This is a genomic window from Baekduia soli (genome assembly GCF_007970665.1).
Taxonomy (GTDB): Bacteria; Actinomycetota; Thermoleophilia; order Solirubrobacterales; family Solirubrobacteraceae; genus Baekduia; species Baekduia soli.
This window is the reverse complement of the sequence record NZ_CP042430.1, coordinates 2,361,578-2,380,830: the sequence shown is the minus strand read 5'-3', so window position 1 is coordinate 2,380,830 and position 19,253 is coordinate 2,361,578. Positions and strand designations below refer to the sequence as shown.

Here is a 19,253-nt window from a genome sequence, read left to right as displayed (position 1 = left end):
CTCAGGCTTCCAGGTCGATGGTCAGGTTGCCGCCGGCCTCGACGGTCAACCGCAGTTCGGGACGCAGCACCACGGTCGTGTCCGGGTAGTCGACGAGCGCCGGGCCGTCGATGCGCGTGCCCGCCGCCAGGTCGGGGCCGGTGTAGACCGGCGTGGCCGACACGGCCTTCAGCTCGGTCCAGTAGACGTCGCGCGACCCCGTCGGCGCGCTGTCGCCGCCCGTGGGCAGCGCTCCGCCGCCGGCGGGCACGGCGATCGGCTCGGCGGGCTGGACGCCGAGGCGCAGCGCGGTGAGGTCGATCCCGCCCTCGGGGTAGCCGACGCCCTCGCCGAAGCGCTGGGCGTAGGTGCGCTCGAAGCTGTCGACGATGCCCTGCATCGCGCCCTGCTCCATCGCGCCCGCGGGCACGGCCGCCTCGACGTCGTAGACCTGCAGCGCGTACTTCATGTCGGCCGTGCGGGCCAGGCGCAACGAGTCCCACGCGACGTCCGAGCGCTCGGCGTCGGAGCGCGCGAGGCGCTCGAGGCGCTCGTAGCCCTCGGCCATGGCCGTGGCGTCCAGCGGGGCGTGCAGGAACACGGGCAGCTCGTAGGTGCGTCCGTAGCCCTCCAGGCCGATGCCGTAGGCCGACCACACCGAGGCGAGGTCGCCGACGGGGACCACCACGCGCCGGATGCCCAGGCCGCGCGAGAACAGCCCGGCGTGGACCGCGCCGCCGCCGCCGAAGGCGTAGAGCACGAAGTCCCGCGGGTCGTGGCCGCGGGCGATCGTCATGGAGCGGATCTTGTCCTCCATGAGGTTGTCGGCGACCTCCTGGATGCCCGCGGCGCACTCCAGCAGGCCAAGGCCGATGCGCTCCCCCAGCTCCCCGACGGCGTGCCGGGCGGCCTCGACGTCGAGCGTCATCCGGCCCCGAGGAAGTTGTCGGGGTTGAGCAGGCCGAGCACGAGGTCGGCGTCGGTGACCGTCGCCTGCGTGCCGCCGCGGCCGTAGCAGACCGGTCCCGGCACGGCCCCGGCGCTCTGCGGCCCGACGCGCAGAGCGCCCGACTGCGGGTCGATCCAGGCCAGGCTGCCCCCGCCCGCGCCGACGGACTCGACGTCGACCATCCGCAGGAAGAGGTCGTGCTGCTCGACGACCACGCCGTCGCGCACGAGCGGCTCGCCCTCGGCGATGACGCTGACGTCGAACGTGGTGCCGCCCATGTCGGCGGCGATGATGTTGGGGTGCCCGGTCTGGGCGCCCGCGCGTGCCGAGGCGATCACGCCGCCGACGGGGCCCGACTCCAGCGTCATGACCGGGCGGCCGATGACGTCGGCCGCGTCGATGAGGCCGCCGTCGCACTGGGCGAAGAGCAGGCGCTCGGCGTAGCCGTGCTCGCGCAGCTGGTCCATGAGCCGCGTCACGTAGTCGCGCATGAGCGGGCCGATGTAGGAGTTCAGCACCGCGGTGGCCGCACGCGGGTACTCGCCGATGCGCGTCGCCAGCTCGGAGCCGTAGCTGACGTAGACGTCGGGGTGCGCGGCGTCCAGCAGCTCGCGCGTGCGGCGCTCATGGACCGGGTTGAGGTGGCTCCACAGGTAGCTGACCGCCAGCGTCTGCACGCCCTGGTCCAGCAGCCGCCGCGCGGCGGCCAGGACCTCGTCCTCGTCGAGCGCGACGACGACGTCGCCGAACGTGTCGATGCGCTCGGTGACCTCGATCGTGTCCTCGCGGCGCACGAAGCGGTCGGGGAGCGAGCTGGCCGCGTAGTTGAGGATGCGCTCGACGGGCTGGCCGTTCGTGCGTCCCGTGTTGTTGAGGATCCGCAGCGCGTCGCCGTGGCCCGCGGTCGAGATCAGGCCGACGCGCGCGCCCGTGCGGCTCACGACGGCGTTGATGCCGACGGTCGTGCCGTGCGACATGCGGGCGGTGCGCCGCAGCAGCTCGCCGAGGTCGAGATCCAGCGCCGCGGCACCGGCGCGCAGCGCGTCGATGAAGCCCTTGGAGAAGTCCGACGGCGTCGACGGGGCCTTGGCGATCGTCACGGCCTGACCGGCGTCGACGATCGTGCAGTCGGTGAACGTCCCGCCGATGTCGATGCTGACCCGGTAGCCGCTCACGAGCCGGTCCTCGACCCGCCGTTGACGCTCAGGTACTCGCCGGTGATGAAGTCCGAGTCCGGCGAGGCCAGGAAGGCCACGGCGGCGGCGATGTCCTCCGGGATGCCCTTGGCGCCGGGCTCGCCGCGGCGGTCCAGCGGGATGTCGGCCATGAGCGGGGCGAGCTGCTCGGCGCTGAACTGGTCGTGGATGACCGTCTTGATGAACCCGGGGTTGACGGCGTTGACGCAGATGCCGTCGGCGCCGAGGTTGCGGGCCAGCGAGACCGTCATGCCCAGGATGGCGCCCTTGGACGCCGCGTAGGCCGGGCTCGTGGTGGGCCGCCCCTGCTGGGCGGCGACGGAGCCGATGTTGACGATCTTGCCGTAGCGGCGCTCGCGCATGTCGGGCAGGCACGCGCGGATGCAGTAGTACGCGCCCGTCGAGTTGACGCGGAAGTGCCAGTCCCAGTCGGCGTCGGTGACCTCCCAGGGCGGCGCCGAGTTCACGACGCCCGCGTTGTTGACCAGGATGTCGATCGGGCCCAGCGCCTCGCGGGTGCGCGCCGCCGCCGCGTCGACGGCTGCCGAGTCTCCGATGTCCACGCCGACGCCGAGCGTCGTCCCGTCCCCGGCGATGCCCTGCCCCAGCGCCACCGCGTCGTCCTCGCGGATGTCCCACAGCGCGACGCGTGCGCCCTCGGCGTGCAGGCGTCGCGCGATCGCGCTGCCGAACCCGCCGGCCGCGCCGGTGACCACGGCCACCCGCTCGTCAAGTCGTCCCATGTCGGTCGCCTCAGCTCCCCAGTGCGGCCAGGGCGCCCTCGGCGCCGTGGCGTTGGATCAGATCGGAGACGGGCGTGGCGCCCGTCAGGCGCTGCGCGCGCAGCTCGGCGCGGCGCTGCGTGGTGGCCGCGTCGTCGGCGCCCCCGTCGGCGCCGAGCACGACGCCGTAGACCGCGTCGGCGTCCTGCGCGGTGCACAGCCCCGTCCGCACGTCGCGCGCCACGAGGGCGGGGTCGCGGCGCAGGGGGTCGCCGAAGCCGGGACCGCCCTCGTTGCGGGTGATGAGCATGTCGCCCGGGGCCAGCGTCGTGCGGGCCTTGGCCTCGAGCACCTCGCGGCCCGAGAACCCGACGTCGCCCTCGCCGCGCACCAGCGCGCCGGCCAGCAACTGCTCGCGGGCGTCGGCGCCGCGCAGGATGACGTTGGTGTTCAGCGCGCACGGGTAGCCGCCGTACAGCCCGGGCGCGCCGGGCTGGGCGGCGCCGTGCGTGGTGACGATGACCTCCAGGTCGCGGTCGACGTCGTAGGAGATCGTCCCGACCTCGATGCCCGTCCCGCCGCGGTGGCGCCCGTGGCCGTAGCTGCCGGGCGCCCGGTGGCGGTAGAGCTCCAGGACGGGGAAGATCTTCTCGTTGGACTCGACGTTGGGGCACACGCAGGACATCGACTCGAAGTAGCCGCCACAGTCGACGCCGTCGCCCCAGCGCCGCGCGCCGCCGCCCCCGGCGGAGTTGTCGAACATGAGCGAGGCCAGCGGGTCGCCGTACTGGTCCAGCCCGGCCAGGATCACCAGGTTAAAGTAGGGGTACCAGACCGTCATCGACTCGTCGCGCAGGCGCCCGCTGGCGGCGAGCATCTTGCCGACGACGGTGCCCGCGACGTTCTCCGTCGCCTCCTCGGCGCACACGCTGCCGCCGCTGCAGGCCGCCGGGTAGGTGCAGTTGTTGATCGTCCCGGGCTCGGAGATGATCTCGACGATGTCGCGCAGGCCACCCGTCGACCATGGGATCTCGTAGGCGAGCATGACCAGCACGGCGACCGCCACGCCCCCGCGCAGCCCCGAGATCGTGCCGTTGATCATCCCCGGCGCCTCCGGCGACGTGCCGGTGAAGTCGAAGATGAGCTTGCCGCCGCGCTTCTCCAGGCGCAGCTTGACCTCGTAGAGCTCGTAGTTCACGCCGTCGTGGTCGAGGTAGACGTGGTCGTACCACTCGCCGTCGGGGATCTCGTCCAGGCGGCTGCGGACCGTCTGCTCGACCTCCTCCTGGACCTGCGCGGTGGCGGCCTTGAACGCGTCCTTGCCGTAGCGGTCGACGACCTCCAGCACGCGCCGGCGCGTCGTGGCCTGCGAGGCCACCGTGGCGCGCAGGTTGAGCCCGTTCATCATCGGCGTCCGCGTGTTGCGCAGCAGCAGCGTCTCGACCTCGGTGCAGTAACGCCCGGCGTCCATCAGCTTCAGCGGCGTGATGATCGGGCACTCCTCGAAGACGTTGGTCGCCCCGACCACGAAGCTGCCCGGCACCGGGCCGCCGACGTCCTGGTAGTGCATGACCAGCGCGCCCCAGGCGATGATCTCGCCGTCGGCGAAGATCGGCGTCACCGTCACGAAGTCGTTGAAGTGGATCGCCCCGACCCACGGGTCGTTGGTGATGAACATGTCGCCGTCGCGGATCTCGCCGAACCGCTCCATGATCGCCTGGACGGTCATGTCCAGGCCGGTCGTGTGGAACAGGACGTAGACGCCGGCGAACAGGCCGTTGCCGTCGGCGTCCAGCAGGCCGGCGTTGAAGTCGAACGCCTCGTAGATGAACTGGCTGCCCGACTTGCGGGCCGCGGTCTGGGCCTGCTCGTCGTTGATGGCCCAGAGCCGGTTGCGGATGACCTCGTAGGTGATGGGGTCCAGGCGGCCGTCGGTGAGGTCGGCCTCGGCGTCGGACGCGGTGGTGCGGTCGCCGATCTCGACGTGGATCGAGCCGCGGTCGTCGACCGTGGCCGCGAAGCCGGGCGGGACCAGCACGCTGTCGCCGTAGCGCTCGACCACGGCGGGGCCCTCCAGGTGGTGGCCCGGCCCGAGCCGCTCGCCGTCGTAGACGGCCATCTCGAGCAGGCCGTGGCCATCGAACCAGGCCTCGCGCGAGCCCGTCAGCGCCTGGGCGGCGTCGCCGTCGGCCGGCGCCAGGCGCGGCAGCTCGGCGACGGAGGTCGGGACCGTCGCGGTCAGCCGGAACGTCGTGATCTCGACGCCGGCGTCGGGGTAGGCCGAGCCCTCGCCGTAGGTGTCCTCGTAGCGCGCGGTGAACAGCTCGATGAGACGGTCCAGCCCGGCGGCGTCGAGCGTCAGGTCGTCGGGGACGTCGAGCTCGAGCTCGTGGACCTGCGCGCGGAAGCGCAGGAGCACGCTGCGGCGGAACGTGGCGCCGGCCGGGGACTCGCCCTCGCTGACGAGCTGGGCCTCGGCCGCCGTGCGCAGCTCGTCGTAGATCCCGGACATGACGCCGTAGTCGGCGTCGGAGAACGGCGTCGACAGCGGGCGGGCGCGGTCGAAGGAGTGCGCGAGGTCGGCGGTGAGCATGCCCAGCGCGCTGAACGCCGTGGCGTCGTTGAGGACGTGGATGCCCTTGACGCCGGCCTCGGCCGCGTAGCCGACGGCGTGCGTCGCGGCGGCGCCGCCGTAGGCGAACAGGGCGAAGTCGCGCGGGTCGTGGCCGCGCTCGATGGTCGACGCGCGGAGCAGGTCGGCCATGTGCGAGTTCATGATCCGGTGCACGCCCGCGGCGACCTCCTGGACCGTCTGGCCCAGGCGCTGCGCCAGCGGCTCGAACGCCCGGACCGCCGCCTCGCGGTCCAGCGTCATCGCCCCGCCGAGGAAGTTGTCCGGGTTGAGGAAGCCGAGGATCAGGTTGGCGTCGGTCACCGTCGGCAGCTCGCCGCCGCGGCCGTAGCACGCCGGGCCCGGGCGGGCGCCCGCCGAGTGCGGCCCGACCTTCAGGACGCCGATCTGGTCGACCCAGGCGATCGAGCCGCCGCCGGCGCCGATGCTCTTGACCGCGACCTTGGGCACCTTGAAGGCGTACTGGGCGATGACGGGCTCGTGCTCGAGCTGGAAGCCGTCGTCGATGACCAGCGACACGTCGAACGACGTGCCGCCGACGTCGGTGCAGATGATGTTGCGCTCGTCGTAGGCGCGGCCGACGAAGCGCGAGCCCAGCGTGCCGCCGACGGGGCCCGAGTCCAGGAGGCTGACGGGCCGGTCGCGGGCGCTGGAGATCGGCACGACGCCGCCTTCGGCGGTCATGAGCAGCACGGGGGCGGTGAGGCCGCCGGCGCTGAGCAGGTCCTGCAGGCCGCCGAGGTAGCGGGAGATCGGCGGCCCGAGGTAGGCGTTGAGCGCCGTGGTCACGCCGCGCTCGTACTCGCCGAGCACCGAGGCGACGTCGACCGACGCCGACACGTACATGTCCGGAAGCTCGCGGCGCAGCGCGTCGGCCAGGCGCCGCTCGTGCGCCGGCTCGAGGAAGCTCCACAGCAGGCAGATGGCCACGGCCTGCACGCCCGAGGCGCGCACGCGCTCCACGACCTCGGCGATCGCCTCGTCGGCCAACTCGAGCACGACACGGCCCTGGTAGTCGACGCGCTCGACCACGCCGAAGACCAGCTCTCGCTCGATGAGCGGCGGATCGGCCATGGACAGGCGGTTGAGGTGCGAGATCTCGCGCTCGGACAGGCCGGCGCGCTTCTGGAAGATCTTGCCGATCGCCAGCGTGTCCTCGTGGCCGGCGGTCGTGATGTAGGCCGTGCGCGCGCCGTCGCGCTCGATCATCGCGTTCGTGGCGACCGTCGAGCCGTGGATGAAGCGCTCCGTGTCGCGCAGCACGTCGTCCAGGGGCGTCCCGAGGCGCTCGGCGGCCGCCCGGACCGCGTCGAGCACGCCGGCCCCGAGGTCCTGGCGCTGGGTCGGCGCCTTGGCCGCGACGATGCGCGCGGCCTCCACGTCATGGACGACGCAGTCGGTGAACGTGCCACCGATGTCGACGGCGACGTTGTACATGGTCAGGCCTCCGGCGCGATCGCGCTGTCCAGGGTGGCCGGGTCCAGGCTCCACTCCAGCATCACCGGGTCCCCGACCTGCTGGACGTTGACCGCCATGAGCAGCGCGCAGGACGGGCAGAAGAACTGGCGGGCGACGAGCCGCTCGGTCATCCCGACGTCGCTCAGCGTCGACAGGTCGGTGATCGAGCCCTCCCGCACGACCGCGCCGAGCTTGGGGTCGCGCTCGGCCGGGCCGTAGTGGTGGTCGCACTCCGAGCAGTGGATCTGCCAGCCCGCCGTCGCGTCCCGGCGGAACGTGAACGCGTCGCCCACGGTGGGATCGCCACCCGTCCGGCGTCCGGGACCGTCCTGCACCGCGACCTGGCTCACGCTGTCCTCCTCGAGAGTTGCCCCATGACCCGCCGCCGTCCCTACCGAGCGGACGGCCGACGAGGTCGACAACTACCAGAGGCGTGGGGGCCCCTCAAGGCAAGACTGTCGCTAGGGACAGCCTGTCGGCGACCCCCGTCGCCGGCCTACCGGCGGGTAGACTCGCGGCCATGGCCAGCGACCCGTGGGTCCGTGTCGAGCACGACGACGGCGTGGCGCAGGTGGTCCTCGAGCGACCCCCCGTCAACCAGTTCGACGACGCGTTCGTGTGCATGGTCCGCGACGCCGTGCTGGCCCTCGGGCCGCACACGCGCGCCGTGGTCGTGCGCAGCGCCGTGCCGCGGATGTTCGCCGCCGGCGGCGACATCCCCTGGATGGCACGGGTGTCCATCGAGGAGCAGCTGGAGTTCGTCCGCCACTGCCAGGACGCCTACTCCGCGTTCGAGCGCACGCCCGCCCCGACGATCGCCGCGGTCGACGGTCCCGCGATGGGCGGCGGCTTCGAGCTCGCGCTGTGCTGCGACATCCGCGTCGTCGGGGAGTCGGCCAGGCTCGGGCTGCCCGAGGCGACGATCGGCCTCATCGCCGGGGCGGGCGGCACGCAGCGCCTGGTCCGCGCCGTCGGCCAGGGCGTGGCACGCGACCTGCTGCTCACCGGCCGCCGGATCACCGGCGTCGAGGCCGGGGCCATGGGGATCGCCAGCCGCGTCGTGCCCGACGGCACCGCCGCCGAGGTCGCCCTGGACATCGCGCGGCGCCTGGCCGACGGGCCGGCCGAGGCCATCCAGGCGACGAAGCGCCTGGCGGTCCTCGCGCCCGACGTGACGATCGAGGAGGGCCTGGCGCGCGAGCGCGCCGAGTGGGAGGCCGTTCGGCGCTCGGCCGCGACGCAGGAGGGCCTGGAGGCCTTCGCCGAGAAGCGCCGGCCCGACTTCCGCGGCGCCGCTCAGCGGTAGGTCCGCAGCTCCGGGCCCATCCCGTCGAGGTGGCCGTGCTCGTTGAAGGTGACGAGCGTCACGCCCGAGCGGCCCGAGACCAGGCGCGTGATGCCGGTGTTGACGGCCACGCGGTTGAACGTCACGAGGTCGGTGGGCGGCATTCCCAGCAGCGCCGCGCAGATGCCGCCGATCGTGCCGCCCGAGGACACGACGAGCGCGGTCTGGCCGGATCCCAGGCTGTCGATCACGCGGTCCATCGCGGCGCGCACCCGCGCGTCGAAGGCGGTCCAGGGCTCGGCCGCCGGGCTCGCGTCGCCGGCGGTGATCCAGTCGGTCAGCACCCCGTCGAGCAGGTCCTGGAAGTCGCGCGAGGAGATCGACGTCGTCGGCTCGCCCGGCTTGCGGTCCAGCCGTGCGTCGCTGGTGGAGTGGTGGGTCAGGACGTCCTGGGAGTCGTACTCGTCCCACCCCGGGTCGACCTCGACCTCCAGGCCCGTGGTGGCCGCGAAGGCCGCCGCGGTGTCGCGCTGGCGGTTCAGGCCGCCGCTGACGAGCCGGTGGATGTCCACGCCGCGGCGCTGCAGCTCGCCCGCCAGCACGGCGGCCTGGCGGTGGCCGATCTCGGACAGCACGTCGTAGTCCTCGCCGCCGTAGGAGGCCTGGCCGTGGCGGACGAGGAGGACGCTGGGCATGGCAGGCAGCCTGCCAGATCGTCCCCCGCGTTGACGCGTGCTCGGGTGGCGGGTTAGGGTCGCCCGAGGGTCGACCGGACGGTAGGCCTACAACTTCATCGAGGGGATCGGACCATGCAGCTCGGGGATACGGGTTCCAGGAGCGGTTCTTGGAGGCGTTGCACGCCGACGAGGAGTTCGTGGCCGAGGCGCGGTGGTTCGACGGCTCGATCCTGATCGAGGCCGGCGCCCAGCGCCTGTGGCTGAAGGTCTACCGCGGACGGGTGATCGAGGTCTTCGACTTCATCCCCGTCTTCGGCTACACGTTCAAGCTGTCGGGCTCGCCCGAGGCGTGGACCATGCTCGGCACGGGCGAGCGGACGTTCACCGACCTCGTCTCGGCCGGCTCGCGCTACCTCGACACCGTCGAGGAGATCGAGGCGGCGGGCGGCGGCTACCGGCCGCCGGAGATCGCCATCGAGGGCAACGGCATCGAGGCCGGGCGCATGCACATCGCGAGCATGCGGCTGGCCGGCTGCCTCGCGCGGACGGCCGTCGGCGCGGAGGCGATCGCGTGAGCACCGACGCGCCGATCACCGGCCACTACGTCTCCATCGACGGCACGCGGACGTTCTACGACGCGTGCGGCGAGGGGACGCCCGTGGTGTGCGTGCACACCGCCGGGGCCGACTCCCGCGAGTACCAGTACCTGCTGCCGCTGCTGGCGCAGCGGGGCTACCGCGGGCTGGCCCTGGACCTGCCCGGCCACTCGCGCTCCTACCCCGTGGGCTGGGAGCCGCACCGCACGATCAACCAGCACGCGGAGTTCGTCCACCGCTTCGCCCAGGAGGTGTGCGTCGGCTCCAAGCCCGTCATGATCGGCTGCTCGATCGGCGGCTGCATCGCGTTCGACCTGGCGGCCAACCACAGCGAGGACTTCCTGGCCATCGTGCCGATGGAGGGGCTGGCGTGGGGCTCGCCGATCCTGCCGTTCCCCGCCGAGCTGGAGCGCCCGGCCTGGTCGACGGCCTGGAAGCCGTTCCTGGAGTACGCGGCCGTCGAGTCGCTGGGCAAGCCGATGCTCGCCGACCCCGAGAAGGTCAAGGAGCTCTGGTGGCAGCACCAGAACGCCCACCAGGCCGGCAACGGCGACATCCAGGGATGGGCCTCCCACGATGTGCGCGACCAGCTCGGCGACGTCCGCTGCCCCGTGCTGATCATCAAGGGCGCCGACGACTTCTGGGTGCCCGAGCCGCTCATCCGGCTCTCGGCCGAGCTCATCGGCGAGCAGGCCGAGGTGCGGATCCTGCCCGACATCGGCCACTACCCGATGTTCGAGGACCCCGCCGGCCTGGCCGAGCTCGTCGACGCGTTCGTGTCCTCGCGCACCGGCGCGGCCGCGGCCGGCTGAGTCACGGACCAGGGGCTCCGGGCGCCAGGAGCGCCCGGAGCGCCCCGCGCTGGACCTTGCCCGTGGCGTTGAGCGGCAGCGCATCGAGGAAGCGCACCTTCTTGGGCACCTTGTAGCCGGCCAGGCGCGCACGGCAGGCGGCGATGACCTCGGCCTCGCCCGCCGGCCCCGGCGGTGCGGCGAACGCCACGACCATCTCGCCCCAGTGCTCGTCGGCGACGCCGACGACGGCGGCCTCCGCGATGCCCGGCAGCGTCAGCAGGACCTGCTCGACCTCGGTCGGATCGACGCTGAACCCGCCGGTCTTGATCATCTCCTTGCTGCGCCCGACGTAGTGCAGGTCGCCGTCGGCGTCGATGCGCCCCAGGTCGCCCGTGTGCACCCAGCCGTCGCGCAGCGTCGCCGCAGTCTCCTCCGGCCGCCCGTGGTAGCCGGCCATCGTCGACGGCCCCTGGAGCGCGATCTCCCCCACCTCGCCGGCCGGCAGCGGCGTCCCGTCGTCGCCGACGATCCGCAGGCGAAGCGCGCCCATCGCGGTGCCCACGCTGCCGGGCTTGGCGGTGAAGTCGCCGGGGCGCGTGCACGTCAGCTGCGCCTCGGTCAACCCGTACATGTAGACGAAGACGTCGCCGAAGCGCTCCAGCGCCCGCTCGCGCAGCCGCGGGGCGAACTCGTAGGCGCAGTAGACGACCTGCAGCGAGGAGACGTCGTGGCGCTCCTGGGCGGGGACCGCGAGCATCGCGCTGATCATCGTCGGCGCCAGGAACGTGCGGGTGACGTCGCCGGCGCCCAGCAGCGCCCAGACCCGGGCCGGGTCGAACGCGCCGTCGAGCACCAGCGTGGCGCCGCCGAGCAGCGCGGGGATCGCGAAGTGCAGCAGGCCGATGCCGAACGCCGGCAGGTTGAAGAGCTCGACGTCCTCCGGTGTCCGCGGCGAACCCAGCGCCGAGTTGACCACGTTCCAGGCGTTGGCACGGTGCGTGCGCGCCACGCCCTTGGGCACGCCGGTCGTGCCCGACGTGTACATGATGGTCGCCACGGCGTCGTCGGGGACGTCGGGCAGCTCGGCGGGACCCGGCAGGGCACGCAGCTCGTCCACGGTCGCGACGGGGATGTCGGGGGGCAGGCCGTCGCGGCCCGGGGTCGTGACGAGCAGCTCGGCGCCCGCGTCGTCGGCGATGAACGCGAGCTCGTCCTGGGTGAGGCGGTCGTTGAGGGCACACCGACGGCCCCACGCGCGCCAGCGCCATCGACAGCTCGACGGCCTCGGGGGCGTTGGGCAGGATCCAGGCCACGGCGCGGCCGGCCAGCCCGCGGTCGGACAGGCCCTGGGCGAGGCCGGCGACGCCCGCCTCCAGCTCGGCGAAGGTCAGCTCACGGCCGCGGTGGCGCACCGCGACGCGGCGCGGATGGCGCTCACAGGCGGCGCGCAGCGGATAGGACCAGTCCATGAACCCATCATCTCGCGCGGCCGGCCCCGGCGCTCGCCACGCGGCACTGGCGCTACTGACAGTAGGCGCGCGCGGCGCGACGGGCGAGGGTGCATGAGACATGAGTCAGCGCCCGCTGCCGGCCTCCGTCGCCGAGCGCACCGTCCCCGACCTGCTCGACGCCCGCGCGGCCGATCGCGCCGATCACCCGGCGATCCTCGCGTCCAGCCTGCTGACGGGCACGGAGGTCGCCCGGACCTATGCGCAGCTGCGCGACGACGCGGCCCGGCTGTCGGCCTCGCTGGCCGCCGCCGGGGTCGGCAAGGGCGACCGGGTCGGGATCCTGCTGGCCAACGACGGCGCGGCCGAGGCCATCCTCACCTACCACGCCGTCCACCGCCTCGGCGCGATCAACGTCCCGCTCAACACGCGCTACGTGGCCCGCGAGCTCGCGTTCGTGCTCGAGTTCGTCGCCCCCGCCGCGATCGTGTTCGCCCCGGCCTACGCCGGCCTGCTGTCCGAGCTGCAGCCGTCCCTCGGCGACGCCGTGCTCATCGAGGTCGCGGACGAGCCGGTGCTGGGCGCGAGCCTCGCGCAGGCGCTGGACGACGGCGACCCGGGCCACCCGCGCACGACGGTCGGCGAGCTCGACGACGCCGACTGGATCTTCACCTCGGGCACCACGGGCAACCCCAAGGCCGTCGGGCTGACCCACGCCGAGTCGGTGGCCTGCGGACACCAGTCCGTGCCGCTGTGGGGCCTGGACGCGACGAGCGTCTACCAGGGCTTCGCGCCGTTCTTCACGAGCACGGGCTGCCACACCAACCAGCTCGCCGCGCTCGTCGCCGGCTGCACGTACGTCATCGACACCGAGTTCGACGTCCGCGGGACGCTGGAGCGCATGGAGCGCTACGGCACGACCTCCATCTTCCTCATCTCCGCGGTCCTGCAGCTCATCTTCGCCCGGCTGACGAAGGAGGAGATCGCCGCGCTGCGCTTCCCCGCGCTGCGCCGCGTCTGCTACGGCGCCCAGCCCGGCCCGGCGAGCTTCTACCGGCGAGTCTGGGAGGAGATCGGCCAGGGCTGGGGCGTCGAGGTCGTCAACGTCTACGGCCTGACCGAGGGCGGCACCTCCGGGATGATGCTCATCAACGATGACCACCCGGAGGCCCTGCAGCGCCTGGGCGCCAACGGGATGTCCATCGGCCGCACGACGTTCCACCCCTGGATCGAGCACACGGTGCTCGCCGAGGACGGCACCCCGGCCGCCGTCGGCGAGCCCGGCGAGCTGTGCCTGCGCGGGCCGAGCTCCATGTCGCGCTACGTGCGCGACGAGGAGGCCTCGCGGCTGGCGCTGCGCGACGGCTGGCTGCACACGGGCGACATGGCGCTCATCGACGACGCCGGGTTCGTGTTCTTCGTGGACCGCTCGAAGCAGATCATCCGCCGCGGCGGGCTGAACATCTCCTCGGCCGAGGTCGAGGGCGTGCTCGGCGAGCACCCCGGGATCCTCGAGGCCGCCGCCGTGCCCATGCCCAACCCCGTCCTCGGCGAGGACGTGCGCGGCGTCGTCGTGGCCTCCACCGACCCGCCGCCCACCGAGGCCGAGCTCATCGCCTGGTGCCGCGAGCGGCTGGCCGACTACAAGGTGCCGGCCAGGGTCGACTTCCTGGACGCGCTGCCTCGCAACGCGATGGGCCGCGTGATGAAGGGCCTGCTCACCGGGGAGGACGGCGCCTTGCACGGCGCCGGGCTCTGAGGGGCGCTCAGCGGCGCCGGGCGCCGATGCGGTCGCCGCGGTCGATCGTGTCGGGCGTGACGCCCTCCTCGCGCAGCTTGAACTTCTGCACCCGCTGGCTCGGGGTCTTGGGCAGCTCGGCACAGGCTCGCAGGTAGCGCGGGGTGGCGAAGTCGGCCAGGCGCTCGTCGCAGTGGGCGATGAGCTCCTCGAAGCGCGGCTCGGCGCCCGGCTCCCAGACGACGGCGACCATGACGTCGTCCTCGCCGAGCTCGGACGGCACGCCGTAGGCCGCGCACTCCACGACCGACGGGAAGCCGTTGACCACGTTCTCGACGTCGTAGGAGGAGATGTTCTCGCCGCGCCGGCGGATGGAGTCCTTGAGGCGGTCGACGTAGTAGAAGAACCCGTCCTCGTCCATCCGGGCGCGGTCGCCGGTGTGGAACCAGAAGTTGCGGAACGCCTCGATCGTCGCGTCCGGCCGCGCCCAGTACTCGCGCAGCATGATGTCGGGATCGCGCGGGCGCACCTGGATCTCGCCGACCTCCCCCACCTCGCACTCGACGTCGTCGGGGCGTGCGACGCGCACCTCGTACCACGGGGCGGCGCGTCCGCAGGAGCCCGTCCGGCGCTCCTCGAACGTGTTCCACGTCGTGATGCCGGTCTCCGTCATGCCGTAGTGCTCACCGATGTGGACGCCGAAGCGCTCCTCGAACTCCGTCCACAGATCGCCGGGGCACGCGCCGCCGTAGGCCTTGACCACGCCGTGGTCGCGGTCGCCGGGCCCGCGCGGCTGCTTGGCCAGGATCGTCAGCAGCGAGCCCATGTAGTTGAAGGAGGTGACCCCGTGCTCGCGCATGATGTCCCAGAAGCGCGAGGCGCTGAAGCGGTCGTCGAGGACCAGGCGGCCGCCGATGAGCAGCGTCGAGCAGACCGACGTGAACTTGGCGTTGACGTGGAAGAGCGGGAACGCGGTGTAGAGGACGTCCTGCGCCGAGTAGCGCATGAGCTCGATGTTGGCCGTCGCCAGCCGCAGGTTGGCCGTGTGCGGCAGCACCACGCCCTTGGCCGGGCCCGTGGTGCCCGACGTGTAGAGCACGCAGGAGACATCGCCGGGCGAGACCACCGGCGGATCGGGGTCCGGGTCGGCGCTGAGCGCCTCGGCCAGCGGGTGCACCGCCGCCTGCGCCGGGACGGCGGACGTGTCGGACTCCCCGCGCACCACGATGTGCTCGAGGCCAGGCAGGCTCAGCGGCCCGAGGCGGTCGACGAACTCGGCGTCGCAGAACAGGATCCGCACGCCGGACTCCGAGAGGATGTGCTCCAGCAGCGGGCCGCGGTAGGCGCAGTGGACGGGGACCTCGATGACGCCCGCCCGCGAGATGCCGAACCACACGGAGATGAACTCCGGGACGTTGGCCATCATGATCGCGGCACGGTCGCCCGGGCGGATGCCCCAGGCGCGCAGCGCCCCCGCGACGTGCAGGGAGCCCGCGTGCAGCTCCGCCGTGCCGACGTCGCGCCCGTCGGCGTGCAGGACGATCCGGTCGCCGTCGCGCTCGGCCGCCGCGTCGAGCACCGCAGGCAGCGTCGTCAGCGCGCGCATGGCAGGGGTCACGGACACCTCCCGGCATCCAACCAGCCGGTCCCGCGGTCGAGAACTGGCGCTTTCGCCAGGACGCGATCGACCCCGTCCCCACCTACAGTCGGCGGCGGCGATGCCGCGCGACTTCCAGCGACCCTTCACGCTCCCCGCGGGAGCCACCGAGATCGTCTGCGTGCGCCACGGCTCGTCGGCGGGGATCGCCGACGGCCACACGCTGGGCCTCGTCGACGGCCACTCTGACCCGCCGCTGTCCGACCGCGGTCATGTGCAGGCCGACGCCGTGGCGCAGCGCCTGCGTGGCACCGACGCGCGCCGGCTGTTCATCACACCGCTGCGGCGCACGGCGCAGACCGCCGAGCCGCTGGCCCGCGTCCTGGACCTGGCGCCCGTCGTGATCGAGGAGCTGCGCGAGGTCCACCTCGGCGAGTGGGAGGGCCAGCTCAGCTCGCGGATGGGCGACGACCCGGTCTCGGCAGAGATCCTGGCCACGGGCCGGTGGGACGTGATCCCCGACGCAGAGGACATGGACGCCTTCTCGGCGCGGATCACCGCCGGCATGGCGCGGATGGCCGATGCCGTGGGCCCCGACGGCACCGGGGTCGCCGTCCTGCACGGCGGCGTGATCGCCGAGGCCTGCCGGCAGGCGACCGACAGCCTGGCCTTCGCATTCCTGTACGCCGAGAACGCCTCGATCACCCGCCTGCTGCGCCTCGACAGCGGCCGCTGGGCGCTGCGGACCTTCAACGACATCGCCCACCTCACCGAGCTCGCGGAGGCGACCCGATGACCTTCACCCCCAAGCCGATGAGCTACGACGCGATCACCTACGAGGTGCAGGACGGCATCGCGACGATCGCGATGAACCGCCCCGACCAGCTCAACGCGCTCGACGCGGCGATGGAGCGCGAGCTGCTGCTCGTCTGGGACCTCGTCGACGCCGACGACGACGTCCGCGCGGTGGTCGTCACCGGGCGCGGCCGCGCGTTCTGCGCCGGCTACGACCTGACCAACGGCTTCGACGTGCGCGACCGGGCCGTCGAGCGCGGCACGGAGGAGCTGCGCCCCGGCGACATCCCGCGCGACAGCGGCGGCCTCATCTGCCTGCGCATGTTCCGCTGCCTGAAGCCGATCGTCGGCGCGATCAACGGGGCCGGGGTCGGCTTCGGCGCGACGTTTCCGCTCCCGATGGACGTCCGCCTGGCCTCCGAGCACGCGAAGTTCGGCTACGTCTTCAGCCGCCGGGGCATCTGCATGGATGCGGCGTCGAGCTGGTTCTTGACCCGCGCCGTCGGCATGAGCACGGCCCTGGAGTGGGCGATCAGCGGCCGGGTGTTCGGCGCCGACGAGGCGCTGGCCGCCGGGCTCGTGCGCGAGGTGCTGCCCGCCGACGACCTGCTCCCGGCCGCCTACGAGACCGCCCGCAGGATGGTGGAGCACACCGCGCCGGTCTCCGTCGCGCTCAACCGCCAGCTCCTGTGGCAGATGGCCGGAGCCACCCACCCCATGGACGCCCACCGCGCCGAGTCGATCTACATCGAGGAGCGCGCGGCGTCCGCCGACGCGGCCGAGGGCGCGCAGTCGTTCATCGAGAAGCGCCCGCCCGCGTTTCCGCTGACCGTCAGCCGCGACCTGCCCGACGGCACGCCGCCGTTCCCCGAGCCGCCGTTCGACCGGCGCCGGCGCAACCCGTCCGCCGGCTGATGCTCAACCCGCTGACGCCGGCCGAGGTCGTCACCGCGATCGGCGCCGCCGCGCGCGACGCGGCCCGCAGCGAGGAGCCCGGCAACGCGTTCGGGCGCGCCAGCCTGCTGTCGGCCTACAGCGGGTCGCGGCACCTGGCGGTCGAGATCGAGCACTTCGACGCCGAGCGCGCCGTGTTCGCCGCCGACGTCGCCGACGCCGTCCAGGCGGCGGGCCTGCCGGCGCTGGCGCCGCTCGCCACGCGTCTGCGCGGCACGTCGGCCGCCGCGCCGCTGGGCGACCTGGTCTGCGAGCTGCTCGACGCGCTGCGCGCCGATCCGGCGCCGGGGGCCGCGACGCTGCGCGGCGCCGTGCAGGCGCGGCTCGCACACCTGGCCGACCGCGAGGTCGAGCTGCTGGCCGACGCGATCGAGGCGGGGCGCGGGTGAGCGACGCACGGGCCGACGCGGTCCGCGACGCGCTGCAGGCCGCGGGGCGACTGCTGGACGGCGAGCAGGTCATCGCGGTCGACCAGCTCGCCGGCGGCTGGTCGCGCCACTCCTACGTGGCCACGACGGACCGGCGGCGCCTCGTCGTCCGGGTGCGACCCGGCGGTGCGCTGCTGGACACCGACCTGGCCCTCGAGTTCCACGTCTACCGGGCGCTGGAGGACACCGGGATCACCATGCCGCGCGTGCACGCGCTGCAGGAGGACCCGGGCACCGCGTTCGGCGGCCCGTTCTTCGTCATGGAGCACGTCGAGGGCGAGGCGCCGAACATGTACGGCCGCGCCGACCAGGCGCGGCTGGCCGCCGACTACGCGGGGCCCCGGGGCATCGCGAACGACATGGTGGAGAACCTGGCGCGCGTGCACCTCAGCGACACCGCACGGCTTCCGCAGGGCGTGCCGGTCATGGGCTTCGCCGACGTCGTGGCGCGCTGGCGCACGGTCTACGAGGAGAAGCGCCTCGTGCGCGACCCGATCGTGGAGGAGGCCTACGACTGGGTCGCCGCGCGCGAGCCGACGGAGCCCTGGACCGGCCTGGTCCACGGCGACTACCGCATCGGCAACATGCTCGTGGCCGGCGACCGGGTGCGGGCGATCCTCGACTGGGAGCTCGTCTACGTCGGCGACGCGCGCTTCGACCTCGGCTACCTGACGATGGCGCGCGCGGCGGGCAAGCACCTGCGCGCCCACAGCCCGCTCATGGGCTGCATCGCCGAGCAGGAGTGGTTCCTGGGGCGCTACGCCGAGCTGACCGGCCGCCACGTCGACCCCGAGGACCTCAAGACGTTCGAGATGCTGGCGGCGATGATGCTGCTGGCGACGCAGTTCACCGCGGTGTGGATGTACGACCGCGGTCACACGACCGATTTCCGGATGGCGTGGAGCCGCTTCTCCCTCGCGGGGCTGCGCCAGGACATGGCGAGGTTGATGGCATGGTAACTTCCGGCGGCCCCCGTCCCCTGCGCGGCGTCTGCGCGTTCGCGCCCTCCCTGGACGCGATGACCCACGCCGCGCACGCCGCGGACGAGGCGGGCTTCGACTCCGTGTGGACGTGCGAGCTCTACAACCGCTCGGCGACCGTGACGCTGGCCGCGGCAGCCATGCGGACCAGGAACTGCCGCATCGGCTCGGGCGTGATCTACGGCGTCGGGCGCAGCCCGCTCATGCTCGCCGCCGAGGCGCGCGACCTCGACGAGCTGTCGGGCGGGCGCATGGTGCTGGGCATCGGCAACGGGACGCGGCGCATGATCTCGGACTGGCACGGGCTCGACGGCGACGCCCCCGCCGTGCGGATGGAGGAGCTCGTCCCGCTGCTGCGCCGGATCTGGAACCTCCACGAGGGGCCGATCAAGCACGACGGGCGCTTCTACCACCTGCACATCCAGGGCCTGGACGACCTCGCCTCCCCGCCGGAGCGCGACATCCCGATCTACACCGCCGGGGTCAACCCGCGGATGATCGAGAGCGCCGGGCGCGTCGCCGACGGCCTGCTCGGCCACACCCTGCTCAGCCCGCGCTACATCACCGAGGTCGTGCGCCCCGCCATCGACAAGGGCGCACGCCACGCCGAGCGCGACCCCGCCGAGGTCAAGGTGGCGACCTACACGCTGGCGTCGGCCAACGAGGACGAGGAGCAGGCCCGCCGCGACGCCGCGGCGATGATCGCCTTCTACGGCTCGGTCAAGTCCTACGGCCTGCTGTTCGACGTCTGCGGCTTCGCGGAGGAGGCCAAGGCCATCCAGGGCGCCTTCCGCCAGGGCGACGTCGACGGCATGATCGCCGCGGTCACCGACGCGATGCTCGACGAGTTCGCCCTGGCCGGCACCCCGCAGCAGGTCGCCGAGGCGCTGTCGCGCTTCGACGGCGTGGCCGACGAGGTCGTGCTCTCGCCGCCGACGTTCCGCGTCCCGGCCGAGCGCGTGGCGCACAACCTGGCCCTGCTGACCGAGCACTGCGCGCCCGGAAACGGCTAAGGTCCGCCGCCG

General features: G+C 73.1%; 17 protein-coding genes and 1 pseudogene. 9 read left to right on the top strand and 9 right to left on the bottom strand.

Features of this window, described 5'->3' with window-relative positions; translation table 11 throughout:
• Position 1 precedes the first annotated feature (1 nt).
• From FSW04_RS28460 to FSW04_RS11245, 5 genes are read right to left on the bottom strand one after another with little or no spacing between them, the layout of a single operon-like run.
• Positions 2 to 907: a hydantoinase/oxoprolinase family protein gene (locus FSW04_RS28460; RefSeq protein ID WP_146919270.1), complete on the bottom strand. Its 906-nt coding sequence runs from the start codon at positions 905 to 907 to the stop codon at positions 2 to 4.
• Positions 904 to 2,103 carry a hydantoinase/oxoprolinase family protein gene (locus tag FSW04_RS11260; RefSeq protein WP_146919269.1) on the bottom strand — a complete coding sequence of 400 codons (1,200 nt, stop codon included), beginning with the start codon at positions 2,101 to 2,103 and terminating at the stop codon, positions 904 to 906. Before FSW04_RS11260 ends, FSW04_RS28460 begins: the two co-directional genes overlap by 4 nt.
• Entirely contained in the window at positions 2,100 to 2,867 is a 768-nt protein-coding gene (locus FSW04_RS11255) for an SDR family NAD(P)-dependent oxidoreductase (RefSeq protein WP_146919268.1), read from the bottom strand. Before FSW04_RS11255 ends, FSW04_RS11260 begins: the two co-directional genes overlap by 4 nt.
• Positions 2,868 to 2,877: 10 nt before the next feature.
• Positions 2,878 to 6,915, bottom strand: a complete 4,038-nt coding sequence (locus tag FSW04_RS11250; protein WP_146919267.1) for a hydantoinase B/oxoprolinase family protein — start codon at positions 6,913 to 6,915, stop codon at positions 2,878 to 2,880.
• Positions 6,916 to 6,917: 2 nt separating this feature from the next.
• Positions 6,918 to 7,286 carry an acetone carboxylase subunit gamma gene (locus FSW04_RS11245; RefSeq protein ID WP_187369424.1) on the bottom strand — a complete coding sequence of 123 codons (369 nt, stop codon included), beginning with the start codon at positions 7,284 to 7,286 and terminating at the stop codon, positions 6,918 to 6,920.
• Between the two features lie 170 nt (positions 7,287 to 7,456).
• On the opposite strand from FSW04_RS11245, the gene FSW04_RS11240 reads away from it, so the two are divergent.
• Entirely contained in the window at positions 7,457 to 8,242 is a 786-nt protein-coding gene (locus FSW04_RS11240; protein ID WP_146919265.1) for an enoyl-CoA hydratase/isomerase family protein, read from the top strand.
• Here FSW04_RS11240 and FSW04_RS11235 read toward each other — a convergent pair.
• Positions 8,233 to 8,916 carry a histidine phosphatase family protein gene (locus tag FSW04_RS11235; protein WP_146919264.1) on the bottom strand — a complete coding sequence of 228 codons (684 nt, stop codon included), beginning with the start codon at positions 8,914 to 8,916 and terminating at the stop codon, positions 8,233 to 8,235. The genes FSW04_RS11240 and FSW04_RS11235 overlap by 10 nt on opposite strands.
• Positions 8,917 to 9,065: 149 nt before the next feature.
• On the opposite strand from FSW04_RS11235, the gene FSW04_RS25900 reads away from it, so the two are divergent.
• The gene (locus tag FSW04_RS25900) at positions 9,066 to 9,473 is read left to right on the top strand and encodes a hypothetical protein (RefSeq protein ID WP_187369423.1); all 408 of its coding nucleotides are present in this window, start codon (positions 9,066 to 9,068) and stop codon (positions 9,471 to 9,473) included.
• On the top strand, positions 9,470 to 10,306 hold the full coding sequence (locus tag FSW04_RS25895) for an alpha/beta fold hydrolase (RefSeq protein WP_187369422.1): 837 nt from the start codon (positions 9,470 to 9,472) through the stop codon (positions 10,304 to 10,306). Before FSW04_RS25900 ends, FSW04_RS25895 begins: the two co-directional genes overlap by 4 nt.
• A gap of 1 nt (position 10,307) precedes the next feature.
• On the opposite strand, the gene FSW04_RS27075 is transcribed toward FSW04_RS25895, so the two are convergent.
• Together FSW04_RS27075 and FSW04_RS27070 are read right to left on the bottom strand one after the other, a co-directional pair.
• Entirely contained in the window at positions 10,308 to 10,619 is a 312-nt protein-coding gene (locus tag FSW04_RS27075; protein WP_228431254.1) for an AMP-binding enzyme, read from the bottom strand.
• Positions 10,620 to 10,790: 171 nt separating this feature from the next.
• Positions 10,791 to 11,757 (bottom strand): annotated as a pseudogene (locus tag FSW04_RS27070) (AMP-binding protein); the annotation flags it as partial.
• 100 nt (positions 11,758 to 11,857) lie between these two features.
• Here FSW04_RS27070 and FSW04_RS11215 point away from each other — a divergent pair.
• The gene (locus tag FSW04_RS11215) at positions 11,858 to 13,495 is read left to right on the top strand and encodes a class I adenylate-forming enzyme family protein (protein WP_146919258.1); all 1,638 of its coding nucleotides are present in this window, start codon (positions 11,858 to 11,860) and stop codon (positions 13,493 to 13,495) included.
• 7 nt (positions 13,496 to 13,502) lie between these two features.
• Here FSW04_RS11215 and FSW04_RS11210 read toward each other — a convergent pair whose 3' ends face one another.
• Complete coding sequence (locus FSW04_RS11210) at positions 13,503 to 15,098, bottom strand: AMP-binding protein (RefSeq protein WP_146919256.1); 1,596 nt, start codon at positions 15,096 to 15,098, stop codon at positions 13,503 to 13,505.
• Between the two features lie 94 nt (positions 15,099 to 15,192).
• On the opposite strand from FSW04_RS11210, the gene FSW04_RS11205 reads away from it, so the two are divergent.
• Genes FSW04_RS11205 through FSW04_RS11185 form a run of 5 tightly spaced genes read left to right on the top strand, consistent with a single transcriptional unit; the run spans position 15,193 to position 19,241 of the window.
• A complete protein-coding gene (locus FSW04_RS11205) occupies positions 15,193 to 15,867 on the top strand; it encodes a histidine phosphatase family protein (protein WP_187369421.1) in 675 nt (224 codons plus the stop codon).
• Positions 15,864 to 16,781 (top strand): enoyl-CoA hydratase-related protein, encoded by a 918-nt coding sequence (locus FSW04_RS11200; protein ID WP_146919252.1) that lies wholly within the window; start codon positions 15,864 to 15,866, stop codon positions 16,779 to 16,781. Before FSW04_RS11205 ends, FSW04_RS11200 begins: the two co-directional genes overlap by 4 nt.
• Positions 16,781 to 17,209, top strand: a complete 429-nt coding sequence (locus FSW04_RS11195) for a hypothetical protein (protein ID WP_146919250.1) — start codon at positions 16,781 to 16,783, stop codon at positions 17,207 to 17,209. Before FSW04_RS11200 ends, FSW04_RS11195 begins: the two co-directional genes overlap by 1 nt.
• Positions 17,206 to 18,207 carry a phosphotransferase family protein gene (locus FSW04_RS11190; RefSeq protein WP_228431152.1) on the top strand — a complete coding sequence of 334 codons (1,002 nt, stop codon included), beginning with the start codon at positions 17,206 to 17,208 and terminating at the stop codon, positions 18,205 to 18,207. The genes FSW04_RS11195 and FSW04_RS11190 overlap by 4 nt, the downstream gene beginning before the upstream one ends.
• On the top strand, positions 18,201 to 19,241 hold the full coding sequence (locus FSW04_RS11185) for an LLM class flavin-dependent oxidoreductase (RefSeq protein WP_146919248.1): 1,041 nt from the start codon (positions 18,201 to 18,203) through the stop codon (positions 19,239 to 19,241). Before FSW04_RS11190 ends, FSW04_RS11185 begins: the two co-directional genes overlap by 7 nt.
• Positions 19,242 to 19,253 lie beyond the last annotated feature (12 nt).